The sequence below is a fragment of the Streptomyces sp. NBC_00989 genome (assembly GCF_045162655.1).
Classification (GTDB): Bacteria; Actinomycetota; Actinomycetes; order Streptomycetales; family Streptomycetaceae; genus Streptomyces.
Genome location: NZ_CP108728.1, coordinates 1,471,237 through 1,484,564 on the forward strand (window position 1 = coordinate 1,471,237; position 13,328 = coordinate 1,484,564).

The 13,328-nt window shown below is 70.7% G+C and carries 12 protein-coding genes; 4 read left to right on the forward strand and 8 right to left on the reverse strand.

All coding sequences use genetic code 11. The annotated features are described in order from the left end of the window. Nucleotides 1-59 precede the first annotated feature (59 nt). A complete protein-coding gene (locus tag OG714_RS06680; protein ID WP_406119238.1) occupies nt 60-668 on the reverse strand; it encodes a TetR/AcrR family transcriptional regulator in 609 nt (202 codons plus the stop codon). Nucleotides 669-776: 108 nt separating this feature from the next. On the opposite strand from OG714_RS06680, the gene OG714_RS06685 reads away from it, so the two are divergent. Further along, nucleotides 777-2,318 carry a cytochrome P450 gene (locus OG714_RS06685; RefSeq protein WP_406119239.1) on the forward strand — a complete coding sequence of 514 codons (1,542 nt, stop codon included), beginning with the start codon at nt 777-779 and terminating at the stop codon, nt 2,316-2,318. On the opposite strand, the gene OG714_RS06690 is transcribed toward OG714_RS06685, so the two are convergent. Further along, a complete protein-coding gene (locus OG714_RS06690) occupies nt 2,280-3,110 on the reverse strand; it encodes a pentapeptide repeat-containing protein (protein WP_406119240.1) in 831 nt (276 codons plus the stop codon). The genes OG714_RS06685 and OG714_RS06690 overlap by 39 nt on opposite strands. Before the next feature lie 69 nt (nt 3,111-3,179). Between OG714_RS06690 and OG714_RS06695 the strand changes: the two genes are divergently transcribed. The 3 genes from OG714_RS06695 to OG714_RS06705 all read left to right on the forward strand — a co-directional run bounded on the left by OG714_RS06695 (nt 3,180) and on the right by OG714_RS06705 (nt 7,169). Continuing rightward, entirely contained in the window at nt 3,180-3,767 is a 588-nt protein-coding gene (locus OG714_RS06695; protein WP_406119241.1) for a TetR/AcrR family transcriptional regulator, read from the forward strand. Next, a complete protein-coding gene (locus tag OG714_RS06700; RefSeq protein WP_406119242.1) occupies nt 3,767-4,933 on the forward strand; it encodes a serine hydrolase domain-containing protein in 1,167 nt (388 codons plus the stop codon). The genes OG714_RS06695 and OG714_RS06700 overlap by 1 nt, the downstream gene beginning before the upstream one ends. 70 nt (nt 4,934-5,003) lie before the next feature. Further along, nucleotides 5,004-7,169: a hypothetical protein gene (locus tag OG714_RS06705; RefSeq protein ID WP_406119244.1), complete on the forward strand. Its 2,166-nt coding sequence runs from the start codon at nt 5,004-5,006 to the stop codon at nt 7,167-7,169. Nucleotides 7,170-7,193: 24 nt separating this feature from the next. Here OG714_RS06705 and OG714_RS06710 read toward each other — a convergent pair whose 3' ends face one another. The 6 genes from OG714_RS06710 to rhaS all read right to left on the reverse strand — a co-directional run bounded on the left by OG714_RS06710 (nt 7,194) and on the right by rhaS (nt 13,273). Next, nucleotides 7,194-7,811: an FxLYD domain-containing protein gene (locus OG714_RS06710; RefSeq protein ID WP_406119245.1), complete on the reverse strand. Its 618-nt coding sequence runs from the start codon at nt 7,809-7,811 to the stop codon at nt 7,194-7,196. Nucleotides 7,812-7,884: 73 nt separating this feature from the next. Further along, a complete protein-coding gene (locus tag OG714_RS06715; protein WP_406119247.1) occupies nt 7,885-9,189 on the reverse strand; it encodes an alpha/beta fold hydrolase in 1,305 nt (434 codons plus the stop codon). A 111-nt stretch (nt 9,190-9,300) separates the two neighbouring features. Continuing rightward, the gene (locus OG714_RS06720; protein WP_406119249.1) at nt 9,301-10,332 is read right to left on the reverse strand and encodes a LacI family DNA-binding transcriptional regulator; all 1,032 of its coding nucleotides are present in this window, start codon (nt 10,330-10,332) and stop codon (nt 9,301-9,303) included. A gap of 88 nt (nt 10,333-10,420) precedes the next feature. Next, entirely contained in the window at nt 10,421-11,833 is a 1,413-nt protein-coding gene (locus tag OG714_RS06725) for a BNR repeat-containing protein (RefSeq protein ID WP_406119250.1), read from the reverse strand. Nucleotides 11,834-11,852: 19 nt separating this feature from the next. Beyond that, nucleotides 11,853-12,173, reverse strand: coding sequence for an L-rhamnose mutarotase (locus tag OG714_RS06730; protein WP_033278944.1), 321 nt, complete (start codon nt 12,171-12,173; stop codon nt 11,853-11,855). Nucleotides 12,174-12,190: 17 nt separating this feature from the next. Beyond that, nucleotides 12,191-13,273, reverse strand: coding sequence for a rhamnose ABC transporter substrate-binding protein (gene rhaS / locus OG714_RS06735; RefSeq protein WP_406119253.1), 1,083 nt, complete (start codon nt 13,271-13,273; stop codon nt 12,191-12,193). Nucleotides 13,274-13,328 lie beyond the last annotated feature (55 nt).

The window sequence follows — 13,328 nt, forward strand, 5'->3', positions numbered from 1 at the left end:
GCCAACCACGCCACGCAATCTCTACAGAAGTCGTCCGGAGCGAGCGCCACCGGAGTCGTTCAGGGCGAGAGGACGCCCAACAGCGCGCGTGCGCACAGATCGCGCACCTGCTCCCGGCCCAACTCCGGCCCCCGCAGCCACTCCAGACAGACGGCGGTGGTGAAGGCCAGCCACCCGCGCACCGCGAGCTTCGCGTCGGGCCGCTCCGCCACGGCCGGCCCGAACTCGGGATCGGCGGCGAGCGCGGCCAGGATCTGCCGCTCCTGCGCCGCCAACGCCCGCTGATAGACCCGCCGTACGGTCTGGTCCCCTGCCGCGTCGGCGCGGTGGAAGGCGCGGTAGCCGTGCGCGTGGCTGTGCACGTACTCCAGATACGTGTCGAGGGCGACGGCGAGCTGCTCGCGGGCCGGTACGCCCGGCACGGCCTCCGTCATCCGCAGCATCCGCTCGCTCTCGCGCTCGACGACGGCCGCGAAGAAGTCCCGCTTGGTCGGGAAGTAGTGGTAGAGCAGCCCGCGGGAGACCCCGGCGATCTCGGCGACCTGCTCGATCAGCACGTCGTCGTAGGGATCCTCCGAGAACAACCGCGCGCCCACCGTGAGGAGTTGCTCCCGGCGCTCCTCGGTGCTGAGCCGGCGGCGCGTGCGCTCACCCTGGTTCGCGGCCATTCCCGCACTTTACTTGACGTCGGTTCAACAGCGGGATCACACTGAAACCCGCTATTGAACCCACGTACAACAGACTCAACCTGCCGCTGACTCAAGGGAGATCGCGTCATGGCGGAGACGACGACGGCGACGCCGACCGCGCTGCCGAAGGGATTCCGGGACGCCGAGCAGGGCTGGCCCCACCTCGACCGCATCCCGCATCCCCCGCGCCGGGTCCCGTTCCTCGGCGACATCATCGGCGCCGACCGGCGCACTCCCCTCCAGGACTCGCTCCGCTTCGCCCGCCAACTGGGCCCGATCTTCCGGCGGAAGGCCTTCGGCAAGGAGTTCGTGTTCGTGTGGGGCGCCGGCCTGGTCGCCGACATGGCGGACGAGTCGCGGTTCGCCAAGCATGTCGGGCTGGGGGTCGCGAACCTGCGGCCGGTCGCCGGGGACGGGCTGTTCACGGCGTACAACCACGAGCCCAACTGGCAGTTGGCGCACGACGTCCTGGCCCCCGGTTTCAGCCGCGAGGCGATGGCGGGCTACCACCCGATGATGCTGTCCGTGGCGGAGCGGCTCACGGACCACTGGGACGGCGAACTGGCGGCCGGGCGCCCGGTGGACGTCCCCGGCGACATGACCAAGCTGACCCTGGAGACGATCTCGCGCACCGGCTTCGGCCACGACTTCGGCTCCTTCGAACGCGACCGCCCGCACCCCTTCGTGACGTCGATGGTGGGCACGCTCAGCTACGCCCAACGCCTCAACTCCGTACCGTCGCCCCTGGCCCCGCTCCTGCTGCGCACCGCGACCCGCCGCAACGAGGCCGACATCGCCTACCTCAACCGCACGGTCGACGAGATGGTGCACACCCGCCGCGAGGCGAGCGGGAGCGGCGACGGCGACCTGCTCGACCGCATGCTCGACACGACCCACCCGGAGACCGGCGAGCGCCTCTCCCCCGAGAACGTCCGCCGCCAGGTCATCACCTTCCTCGTCGCCGGCCACGAGACGACCTCGGGCTCCCTGTCCTTCGCGCTGCACTACCTCGCCCGCCACCCGGAGATCGCGGCCCGCGCCCGCGCCGAGGTGGACCAGGTCTGGGGCGACACACGGGCCCCGGGCTACGACCAGGTCGCCAAGCTGCGCTACGTCCGCCGGGTCCTCGACGAGTCGCTGCGCCTCTGGCCGACGGCCCCCGCGTACGCCCGCGAGGCCACCCGGGACACCGAACTCGCCGGGATCCACCCGATGCGCCGAGGCGCCTGGGCACTGGTCCTCACACCGATGCTGCACCGCGACCCCGAGGTGTGGGGCGCGGACGCGGAGGAGTTCGACCCGGACCGCTTCGACGCCAAGGCCGTGCGCTCGCGCGCCCCGCACACCTTCAAGCCGTTCGGGACGGGGGCGCGGGCCTGTATCGGCCGCCAATTCGCCCTGCACGAGGCGACGTTGGTCCTCGGTCTGCTGCTGCGCCGCTACGAGCTGCGCCCCGACCCGGCGTACCGGCTGCGCGTGACCGAGCGTCTGACGCTGATGCCGGAGGGGCTGCGCCTGCACCTGGACCGACGCACGACGACGACGCCGCCGCCGGCCGAGGAAGCGGTGTCCGTCCCAGACAACGGCGGCTCAGAGCCCCGCTGTCCAGTGCACGGGACGGACGACTGACTCCGGCAGTCTGGTCCCGGCGCTCCCCCGGGCCGCGTTGACCTGGGGCTGGGTGAGGAAGAACGCGCCGGTCAGATCCGCGTCCGTGAGATCGGCGTCCCGCAGATCGGCCCCGATCAGATCCGCACCGCGCAGATCGGCCCCGGTGAGATCGGCGGCGATGAGGTAGGCGCCGCGCAGATCGGCCCGGCTCAGATCGGCACCCCTGAGCCGGGCACCCATGAGGTCGGCACCCCGCCGCGCCTTCTTCTTGCCGCGCACACCGGCGCGCACCAACTCGCTGGTCCGCAGCAGGAGTTCGTTGACCATCTGCCGATGCGCGCGCACATCGAGTGCGCCGAGCTCTTCGGGGGTCCCGCGCGTGAGTTCCCCGGTACGGGCCAGGGCCCGGCGCAGGTCGGGGTGGACCGGCCCGGCGGCGGGCAGGGTGAGCGCCTCGGTCAGGTACCAGAGCAGTTCATGGAGCTGCCGTACGACGGGAAACACGTCGAACATCCGCCGCGCCTGCTCCCGGGGAGCCGTGCGCCAGTCCCGCCCGGCGAAGGTGACCTGGGAGACCTGCTGCCCGGCGCCGAAACAGTCGTAGACCGTGCAGCCGGTGAAGCCACTGGGCCGGAGCTTCGCGTGGATGCCGCAGCGGTGATCACCCTGAAGATTCCGGCACGGCGTCCCGGCGGCCTTGTCGACCGCGAAGTCGGCCGAGACGGCGAAGGGCAGGGCCACACAGCACAGCCCGAAGCAGCGCTCGCAGTCGCCGCGGAGGTCGGAGCGGTCGGCTATGTGATCTTCCATGGTGTCCAGCGTACTGATCCTTCGACAACATCATGGACTCACATCGAACCGATCGGTACCATCTCCTCCATGCCCGTACCCAGAGGAACGGCCCTGGACCCCGACCGCACTCGCGCGACACTCCTCGCCTCCGCGACCGAGATCCTCTACGAACGCGGACTGGACGGCGTCGGCGTGGCCGAGCTGTGCCGGGCGGTCGGCGCCTCCAAGGAGACGCTGTACCGCCACTTCGGTTCGAAGGACGGCCTCGTCGAGGCGGTTCTGGAGGCCAGGAGCGACCGGGTGGTGCACTGGCTGACGGAGACGGTGGAGACGGCGGGCCCCGACCCGCGCGCCCAACTCGCCGCGCTCTTCGACGTGTTGGGCGACTGGTACCGACAGCCCGGTTTCCGGGGCTGCGCGATCGTCAACGCGGCGACGCAGCGGCACGCTCCACCCGCCCGCACCCTGGCAGACCGCCATCTGGCCCGCTACGGCGACCTGCTCACCGGCATCGCCGAACGCGCCGGCGCCCGTGAACCGGCCCTCCTGGGGCGGCAGTTGCTGATCCTGCTGGAGGGCGCCACGGTCGTGGCCGACCACCACGACCCGCACGGCCGGGCCGCCGAGGACGCCAAGCAGGCGGGCCTCGCCCTGCTGTCGGCGCAGGGGGTGTGATGGACGTCCAGGGCCGCACGGCACCCGGCTTCGAGAAGGTCGGGGAAGTCTTCGCCACCAACGTCGAGCGGTACGGGGAGGTGGGTGCCGCCTTCGCCGCGTACCGGGACGGCGAACCCGTCGTGGACCTGTGGGCCGGGGCGACCGACCGCGGAACAGGGCGGCCGTGGCGGGCGGACACGCTCCAGCTCGTCTTCTCCGGAGCCAAGGGCCTGACGACCGCGTGCGTGTTGCTGCTGGTCGAGCGAGGTCTGCTGGAACTGGACGCCCCGGCCGCCCGCTACTGGCCGGAGTTCGCCGCGGCCGGCAAGGAGCGGATCACCGTCGCCGAGATCCTGTCCCACCAGGCGCGGCTGCCCGGCGTACAACAGCTTGTCGACACAGAGGAGTTGCTGAACCCCGAGCACATGGCGAAGCTCCTCGCGGCACAGGCACCGTCGACCGATCCGCGGGCCGCGTTCATGTACCACGCGCTGACGTGGGGCTGGCTGACCGGGGAACTGGTACGCCGGGTGGACGGACGGAGCGTGGGCGCCCTGTTCGCCGACGAGTTCGCGGGTCCGCTCGGCCTGGACATCTGGCTTGGCCTGCCGGACGCGGAGCATCACCGGGTCGCGACGACGATCGCGGGGCCGGGTGTGCTGCGGCCGGCGGACGAGGCCGAGGAGAGGGACGCCTTGCAGGTCCTGACCCGCAATCCGCTACTGGCCCCCGACGCGCCCGCCCTGTGGAACTCCGCCGCCTTCCGCCGGGCCCAACTTCCGGCCGTGGGCGCACATGTGACGGCCCGTTCGATGGCCCGCTTCTATGCCTGCCTCGCCCAGGGAGGCGAGTTGGACGGTGTCCGGGTGCTCGACGAGGCGACCGTACGGCTCGGGCGGCGGGAGCTGCGCAGGGGCGTCTCGCCGTTGTGGGGCACCCCGATGGCGTACGGCGCCGGTTTCGAACTCCGCACGGAACTGGGCCTGTTCGGCCCGCCGCCCGACACCTTCGGCCATGCGGGCGCGGGAGGCTCACGGCACGGTGCCTGGCCCGGCGAGCGGGTCGGGTTCTCGTACACGATGAACCTGACCCGCGCGGAGTTCCCGGACCGACGGCCGTTGGACCTGCTGGCCTCGCTGCACGCCGCGACGCTCACGTTCCCGGGGCGCTCACGCAGCAGATGAACGGGCGAACGTGAGCGCCGTGTCCCGTGTCCGTTTGCGGGGCGGGTGGGGCGGGACGACGATGTGAGTCATGGACCCGGTCGGCGTCGCGTCCCGCAGGCTGCCGCGTATCGCGGCCGTGGTCCTGGCCGTCTTCGCCACGGCGGTGCTCACCATGGCGGCCACGGCCCGCTCGACCGTGGTCTCACCAGGCTTCTACCGGTCCGTGCTGGACGAGCAGAAGGCCTACGACCGGCTGTACAACCAGGTGCTGGTCGATCCGAGGACGGCGGCGGTCACCCGGGGGCTGCTGGCCCGGCTGCCCGTGCCGGAGGCCCAGGTCACCTCCAACCTCAAGCTGGTGCTGCCTCCGCGGACGGTCCGGGATCTCACCCGGCAGCAGATCGACGCCGTGGTGGGTTACCTGGGCGGCACGCGCGACTCGCTGGACCTCACCGTGGATCTGCGCCCGGTGCTCGCCAACCTCAACGACCTGGCCCAGATCTACTTCGGCGATCTCGTCGCCTCCGTCCAGGACCGGCCCGAGCCCGACTTCGAGCGCTTCTCGGCCGATCTGTCCACCGCTCTGGGCGCGGTGGTCGCGGGGCACGTACCGGACGGGCTGCCCGCTCTTCCGCTGACCGAGGCGCAGGCGGGCCAGGCGGCCGGGACGCTGGTGAGCGGGCTGCCCGCGGCGGAACGGGACGCCCTGCGTCCGGCGGTCGAGACGGCGCTGCGGGACGGTGATGCCGCGACCGCGCTCGCCACCGTCGCCCCCGCCCTCGTGTCGGACCGGACCCGTACGGCCGCCGCCCAGCTCCGGGCGACCGTGGACGGCGGCACCTGGAATCTCACGGACACCCTCGCCGCGTCAGGCAACGACCTGGCACCCCTCCATCGCGCCCGCGCCTACACCGCCGTCGGGCTCGGTCTCGCGGAGGCCCTCGCCTCGGCGCTTCTCGTGGTCGCCCTGGTGGTGCTGTGGATCGGCGGAGGACCGGCGCCTCCGGGCCGCCGGCTCCTCCCCCTGGGCTGGTCGCTCGCGGGCGGCGGGGTGCTGGCCGGGCTCGTCGCCGTCCTGTTCCGGCTGGTCAGTGGCGGGCGGGTCGTCGATCCACCGGGTTCCTGGCCGCCGAGCCTGGCCCGGCTGGTCGACGACGTCCAGCGCACCGCCCTGGACCGGCTCACGGCCACCGCCCTGACGACGGCCCTGGTGCCCGTGCTGGCCGGCGCCCTCCTGACCGGCGTGGGCTGGGCCCTCCAGGTCCGGCCGCGCGTCCCCGCGCTCCCGCGCGTCCGGTGGCTCGCCCTGGCCACGGGCGGCGCCGCCGTCGCCGGCCTCCTGCTGGTGCCGTACGCCGTCACTCCCGCCGCGTCCCGCACCTGCGAGGGCAGTGCGGAACTGTGCGACCGGTCCTACGACGAGGTCGCCTACCTCACCTCGCACAACGCGATGTCGACGACCGTCGACCGGTTCATCGGTCCGCTCCAAGACCCGGGTATCTCCGCCCAGTTGGACGACGGTGTGCGTGCCCTGCAGATCGACACCTACCGGTGGGAGCGCCCGGACGAGATCGCCCGGCGGCTCGCCGAGTCCGATTTCACCCCGGAACAGCGGAAGTTCATCGCGGCGGCCGTGGACAGGTTCAACCCGCCGCGCGACGGGCTGTGGTTGTGCCACTCGGTGTGCCGGGCGGGGGCGATCGCACTGGTGCCCGCGCTGCGCGAGATCGGCGACTGGATGCGTGCCCATCCGACCGAGGTCGTCACCCTGATCGTGCAGGACGCGATCAGCGGCGAGGACACCGAACGGGCCTTCGCTCAGGCCGGGTTGACCGACCTGGTCCACACCCCGGACCCCGATCCCGCGAAGCCCTGGCCGACCCTCGGCACCATGATAGACAGCGGGCGTCGGCTGGTCGTCTTCGCCGAGCTGGCCGACGGTCCGGCGTCCTGGTACCGGAACTTCTACGACTACGGCATGGAGACCCCGTTCGCGTTCCGCACCCCGGACGCGATGAGCTGCGTACCGCATCGCGGCGGCAGCGACAAACGCCTGTTCCTGCTCAACCACTTCATCACCATCGACGGCGGCAGCCGCCTGGACGCGGGCAAGGTCAACGCCCGCCGGTACGTGCTCGACCGCGTCCACCGCTGCGAGCGGGAACGCGGTCGGCCGGTGAACTTCGTCGCCGTCGACTACACGACGATCGGCGAGGCGGGAGCAGCCGTGGACGACCTCAACTCCCGGCGCTGAGACGCCCGTTGCCCAACAGCCTGCTCAATAGCGTTGCGCCTTCGCCAGTTTCGGGGTCAGTACCGGCTCCGGCGGTTTGGCGCTGATGGCGACCGGCTGTGCCTTCGCGCCGGGGGCGAGGTTCTCGGCGCCGACGTAGCGGGTCTCCACCACCTTCCCCGAGGAGTCGAGGAAGTCGACCTGGACGGCGTAGGACGCCTTCTTGTCGGTCTTGTTGGTGATGGTGACGACGACGGCGAGCAGTCCGCTGGTCTGGGCGCGCGGTTTGCCGGTCATGGCGACGTCCGACATCGCGTTGCCCTGACCCTCGACGTCCTTGAGTTCGTTCTGGGCGTCCTTGCTCGCGCGGGCCACCTCGGCCGACACCGCCGCATCGAAGGAGGACGCCGCGGCCGATGCGGAGGACGCCAGGGCGGAGGCCTCGGCGCGGGCGGACGCGACCGCCGAGGAAGCGGCCGACTTCAGCGCTGACGGCGTCATCCCCGAGAAGGAGGACGCGTCCGGGGTTGAAGCCTGCGCGCTGCTGCTGCTTCCGCTGCTGTCGTTGTCGTCGCCGCACGACACCAGCGCGACCGTGCTCGCCGCGACGACGGCGAGGACCAGGGCGGCCGGGCGGGCCCGGCGGAGTGACTTGGTATTCATCGAAATGAACCTTATGTCGAAAATTTCGATGTCACATCTCGTCGCCGCTGTCACATCCCCGTCGCCGTCGCTCTCACACCTCGTCGCGCGTGAGGGCGAGCAGCCGGTCCAGGACCCGCGGGCCGCCCGCCCGGACCCCGTCGTGTTCGAACTCGTCGGTGACCCAGGTGCGCAGGCCGCGGATGGCGCGGGCGGTCTGGAGGGAGTGGGTCGCGTCGACGTACATGTCGTCGTGGTAGACGGCCGCGGCGACCGGGACCTCGTTGGCGGCGAGGCGCGCGGGGTCGTAGAGCGGCTGCCAGTCGGTGTGGGCGGCGAGGAGTTCGGCGGTGTCGCGGAGCGGGCGCAGGGCGGGGTCGCAGTCGAACATCCAGGGGTGGATGGTCTCGCCGGTGAAGAGGAGGGGGCTGTCGCCCGCGAGGGTCTTGGCGGCGTCGAACTGCGGGAACTCGGCGCGGACCCGTTCCGCCGACCAGGCGGTGGGGCGGCCGTCCTGGCCGTAGACCGACTCGTGGACGAGGGCGTAGAGGGGGTGGCCGGCGTAGGAGAGGGAGTTCTGGACCTCTTCCTGGAACGCGTCGGAGAGGTCGAAGCCCTGCGGGGTGCGGACGAAGGCGTGCTCCAGGAGGAAGTGGAGGCGGTGGCTGCCCTCGCTGCCGCCGAGCATGATGCCGAGGGACTGGAAGGCCTCGACGGTGAGCCGGTAGCCGTTGGGGAGGACCGGCTCGTGCCGCATCAGGTGCTCGGCGATGCGGCGGGCCCGGTCCACGTCCTGCGGGTAGCGGTCGTAGTGGGCGGCGACCTTGCGTTCGATGCGCGGATAGGCGGCCCGGTAGACGTCGTCCGCGTGGGCGTCGAGGGACGGCAGGCCGCCGGTGAGGACTGCGGCGCGCAGGCCTTCGGGGGCGGTGGACAGGTAGTTCACCGCGCAGAAGCCGCCGAAGCTCTGGCCCAGGACGGTCCAGGGGGCGCCGCCGGTGAGGGCCGGGCGGATCGCCTCGCAGTCCCGGACGATGGAGTCGGCGCGGAAGTGCGTGAGGTGCGCGGCCTGCTCGGCGGGGCCGCCGCGCAGCGGGAGCGTCTGCCGGGTGAGCGGGGTGGAGTGGCCGGTGCCGCGCTGGTCCAGGAGGAGGACGCGGTACTCGTCGAGCGCCCGGCCGAGCCAGGCCTGTTTACCGACGAAACGATTCGCCCCGAAACCGGGTCCACCCTGGAGGTAGAGCAGCCACGGCAGGTCCTCGCGGTGCGCCTTGTCGCTCGCGACGACCTCACGGGCGTAGAGCTCGATGGTCTCGCCCGTGGGGTCCTCGTGGTCGAGGGGCACGGTGAAGTGGCGGTCGGTGAGGACGACGCCGGGCTGGCGGTAGCTGACGGACAACGGGGCTCCTGGGACGGACGATTTACGGGCCGCGTCACATCTCAGCACATGCGCGTCCGATATCCGACCCCCTGGATCATGAAATCCTACGGATCGCTACTGACCGATGGATCAGCGGGCAGCGAGGCTGGAGCGGCGCACCACCAGTTCCGGCTGGAGCACGACCCGCCGGTGCTCGTGCGGGCGGGCCGTCGGGTCCGCCTCCGCCTCGGTCTCCTCCAGGAGCAGTTCGGCGGCCAACGCGCCCATGGTGACGGCGGGTTGACGGACCGAGGTGAGCGGTACGGCCGCCGCCGCGGCGAACTCGATGTCGTCGTAGCCGACGATCGCGAGGTCGTCCGGAACGCCGACCCCGGCCGCGTACATGGCCTGGAGCACGCCGAGCGCGAGGAGGTCGTTGGCGCAGAAGACGGCCGTCGGGCGATCGGCGAGGCCGAGCAGCCGTGCTCCGGCGTCGCGTCCGGCGGCCACGTCGAGCCGGTCGGTGGGCAGCTCGCGCAGCGCGTCGGGGTCGAGACCGGCCTCGGCGAGCGCGTTCTTCGCGCCGGTACGGCGGTCCCGCACCTGGTTGAAGCCGGGCGGACCGCTGACGTACGCGATGGAGCGGTGCCCGGCGTCGACCAGGTGCCGCACCGCGAGCGCGCCGCCTGCGACGTCGTCGACGGAGACCGAGCACTCGGTGGTGCCCTCGGCGACGCGGTCGACGAGCACGAAGGGGATGCCGTGCCGGCGGAACGACTCGATGTTCCGTCCGGTCGCGTCCGCCGGGGTCAACAGCACGCCCCGCACCCGCTGTTCGGCGAAGAGCGAGAGGTAGTCGGCCTCCTCGACGGGGCTCTGCGCACTGTTGCAGACCATCACGCCGAGCCCCGATTCACGCGCGGCCCGCTCGGCGCCGCGGGCCACGTCCACGAAGAACGGGTTGCCCATGTCGAGGACGAGCAGCCCCATGATCCGGCTGCGGCCGGCGCGCAGCTGGCGCGCCGACTCGCTGCGGACATAGCCGAGCCGGTCGATCGCGGACAGCACCCGGGCCCGGGTCTCCGTGGCGACGGTGTCCGGGCGGTTGATGACGTTCGAGACCGTGCCGACGGAGACTCCGGCGGCACGGGCGACGTCCTTGATACCCACCGGCTGGGCCATCAGGCGGAGACCTCCAGGGTGACGTGGGGCGGCGGGCAGGTCTTCACATTACCGCCATGACCTGTGCCGACTCCGGCGACCGTGCCGCTCACGCGGGCAGGGCGAAGTCGACGACGTGGAGTGCCGAGGGGGTCGTGCCGCTCGACTTCTCCTGGTACATGAACGACAGCACGTTGTCCGCCTTCACCCGCAGCTCGTCGATGACGACCTCACCGAACGCGTTCAGGCCGCTCCCGTCGTACAGCAGCGCCCAGTCGGTGTACCCGGAGGACTTCGAGGCGCCCGCGATACGGCCGTAGGGCAGGACCGCGTAGGCGTTGTCGTACTTGTCCAGGACCAGCTTGGTGCGCTGGCTGGAATTGAGAGCGATGGGGATCTCGGTCTTCTGCCAGGTCCCGGCGGAGTTCTTGCGGACGTGGAAGGCGCGGCCGTTGGTGGTGCGGTCGGTGACGTAGTTGGTGGTGCACTGGCCGAAGCGGCCGGGCACGTAGCTGATGATCGCGTGCGGAAGGCCCGTCGAGTCGGTGGACTGGCTCTCCTGGTTCATCAGCGAGTGGTCGGGGTCGAGGGAGTCGACGACCAGTCCGGCGACCGTGACGGCCACGGTGTTCGAACTGCCCGTGGTTCCTACAACGGTTCCCGCGTCGTTGCGCCAACTGCGGCCCCGGTCGGTCGAGTAGACGTAACCGGTGTCGTGGTTGGTGATACCGCCGCCGTTGCACATCACGGCGGCGGACTGCTCGCGCCAGGTGAAGAAGGCGTGCAGCCGGCCGTTGACGTCGTAGTCGATGCCGTGCAGGTACATGTTGCGGGCGGTGCTGGAGCCGTGCGTGCTGGTGTAGGTGCCGGTCGAACCGCTCCACTCCCCCAGCGCCGTCCAGGTCGAACCGTCGTACTCGGCAAGGGCGTTGCGGCCGTTGCCGGAGATCCCGACGCGGTAGCTGAGCTGCAGTTCGCCCTCGGGGGTGGCGATGAACTGGGGGTAGGTGAACTGGCTGGTGAGTGCGACGCCGTCCAGCGATGTCTGTACGGCGCCGAGGACGGCCGAAGTCCAGGCGGTGGACGCCGGGTTGTCGAGGAGGCCGGCGACCGACTTGACGTAGAAGAAGCCGTCGCTGTGGGAGTCCATGTGGAGGTGGAGACGGCCGTCGGTCCTGGACACGCCCATGGAGATGACGTTGTGGGAGTCGTCGCTCTTGAGGGTGTGGGAGAGGGTGATCGTGGACCAGGAGGTCGCGCCCAGGACGCGGCGGGCGACGACGGCGCGCTTGGTGGCGGTGTACCAGGCCGCGTACTGGTAGCCCTTGTAGGTCAGCAGGCCGTTCTTCTGGAACGAGTTGTTGTTGACCAGGCCGTCGTACGAGACGAAGTAGACGGCCTGGGCGTCGAGTTGGGTGGTGCTCTTCTTGGTGACGGACGGGCCGGGGTCGGCCGCCCGTGCGGTGCCCGGCGTTGCCACGGCCGCAAGTATGGCGGTCGTGAGCACGGCGCGTCTTCTCATGAGCGGCTCCTGTGGGGGATCACGCGAGGTGGAAGACCTCGGTGAGGGGCTTCATCGCTTCGTCGGGACGGGCGCCGTCCAGGGACTCGAAGAACGGCGCCATCTCCGCCTGCCAGCGGGAGTTGATGTCGGTGGCTTCCATGCCGGCCTGGGCGGCGGCGAAGTCCTCGGTCTCCAAGTAGCCGACCAGCAGGCCGTCTTCACGCAGGAAGAGCGAGTAGTTGTGCCAGCCGGTGGCCGAGAGTGCGTCGAGCATCTCGGGCCACACGGCGGCGTGCCGCTCGCGGTACTCGTCGAGGCGGTCCGCCCTGACCTTCAGCAGAAAACACACGCGCTGCATCAACGCCCCTTCATCTACTAGAAGTTGAACTGGTCGATGTTCTTCGCGTCGAACACGGTCGGCTTGCCCAGGTTGATCACGCCGTCCTTGCCGATGGTGTACGACGTCCCGCCGGCCTTGAAGGTCTCGCCTTCCTTGCCGGTGATCTGCCCCGACACCAGCGCCACCGCTGTCTGCGCGGCGAGGGCGCCGAGCTTCGCCGGGTCCCACAGCTCGAAGCCGTCGACGGTGCCGTTCTTGACGTACTTGCGCAGGTCGTTGGGGGTGCCGAGGCCGGTGAGCTTGACCTTGCCCTTGTACTTGGAGCCGGACAGGTACTGGGCGGCGGCCTTGATGCCGACGGTGGTCGGGGAGATGATCCCCTTCAGGTTCGGGTGCTCCTGGAGGAGACCCTGGGTCTGCTGGAAGGACTGCTGGGCGTCGTCGTTGCCGTAGGCGACCTTGACCAGCTTGATGTTCTTGTACTTCGGGTCCTTCAGCTCCTCCTTCATGAAGCCGATCCAGGTGTTCTGGTTCGTCGCGGTCTGCGCGGCGGACAGGATCGCGATCTCGCCCTTGTAGCCGATCTGCTGGGCGAGCAGCTGCACCTCGGTGCGGCCCAGGTCCTCGGCGCTGGCCTGCGAGACGAAGGCGTTGCGGCACTCGGGGTTGGTGTCGGAGTCGTAGGTGACGACCTTGATCTTGTTGCTCATGGCCTGCTTGAGCGCGGTGCACAGGGCGCCCGGGTCCTGCGCGGACACGGCGATCGCGTTCACCTGCTGCTGGGTGAGCGTGTTGACGTAGGAGACCTGACCGGAGGTGTCGGTGGCACTGGTCGTGCCGACTTCCTTGTACTTCTCGCCCAGTTCGGTGAGGGCCTTCTCGCCGCCCTTGTCGGACGTGGTGAAGTACGGGTTGTTGACCGCCTTCGGCAGGAACCCGACGGTGAGCCCCTTCTTGAGCGCGGCATTCGGATCGGCCTTGCCACCGGTGACGGCCGACCCGGTGCTCTCGTCCTTCACGTCCTTCTTGGTGGTACCACCGCAAGCGGTGGCGACAAGCGTGAGAGACGTTACGGCGACGATGGCCGCGCAGGCACGACGGAGGGATGTTTTGCGCATGGCAGGGGTTCCTTTGATACGAGGTTGAGTGAAAGCGCCCTAACAGGGGCGCGGG

Excerpts from the sequence above, each read along its gene's own strand:
- OG714_RS06695 (WP_406119241.1), top strand. The coding sequence starts at position 3,180 with ATGCCCGTACCCAGAGGAACGGCCCTGGACCCCGACCGCACTCGCGCG.
- OG714_RS06730 (WP_033278944.1), bottom strand. The coding sequence starts at position 12,173 with ATGCAGCGCGTGTGTTTTCTGCTGAAGGTCAGGGCGGACCGCCTCGAC.
- OG714_RS06710 (WP_406119245.1), bottom strand. The coding sequence starts at position 7,811 with ATGAATACCAAGTCACTCCGCCGGGCCCGCCCGGCCGCCCTGGTCCTC.
- OG714_RS06725 (WP_406119250.1), bottom strand. The coding sequence starts at position 11,833 with ATGAGAAGACGCGCCGTGCTCACGACCGCCATACTTGCGGCCGTGGCA.
- OG714_RS06705 (WP_406119244.1), top strand. The coding sequence starts at position 5,004 with ATGGACCCGGTCGGCGTCGCGTCCCGCAGGCTGCCGCGTATCGCGGCC.
- OG714_RS06720 (WP_406119249.1), bottom strand. The coding sequence starts at position 10,332 with ATGGCCCAGCCGGTGGGTATCAAGGACGTCGCCCGTGCCGCCGGAGTC.
- OG714_RS06700 (WP_406119242.1), top strand. The coding sequence starts at position 3,767 with ATGGACGTCCAGGGCCGCACGGCACCCGGCTTCGAGAAGGTCGGGGAA.
- OG714_RS06680 (WP_406119238.1), bottom strand. The coding sequence starts at position 668 with ATGGCCGCGAACCAGGGTGAGCGCACGCGCCGCCGGCTCAGCACCGAG.
- rhaS (WP_406119253.1), bottom strand. The coding sequence starts at position 13,273 with ATGCGCAAAACATCCCTCCGTCGTGCCTGCGCGGCCATCGTCGCCGTA.
- OG714_RS06685 (WP_406119239.1), top strand. The coding sequence starts at position 777 with ATGGCGGAGACGACGACGGCGACGCCGACCGCGCTGCCGAAGGGATTC.
- OG714_RS06690 (WP_406119240.1), bottom strand. The coding sequence starts at position 3,110 with ATGGAAGATCACATAGCCGACCGCTCCGACCTCCGCGGCGACTGCGAG.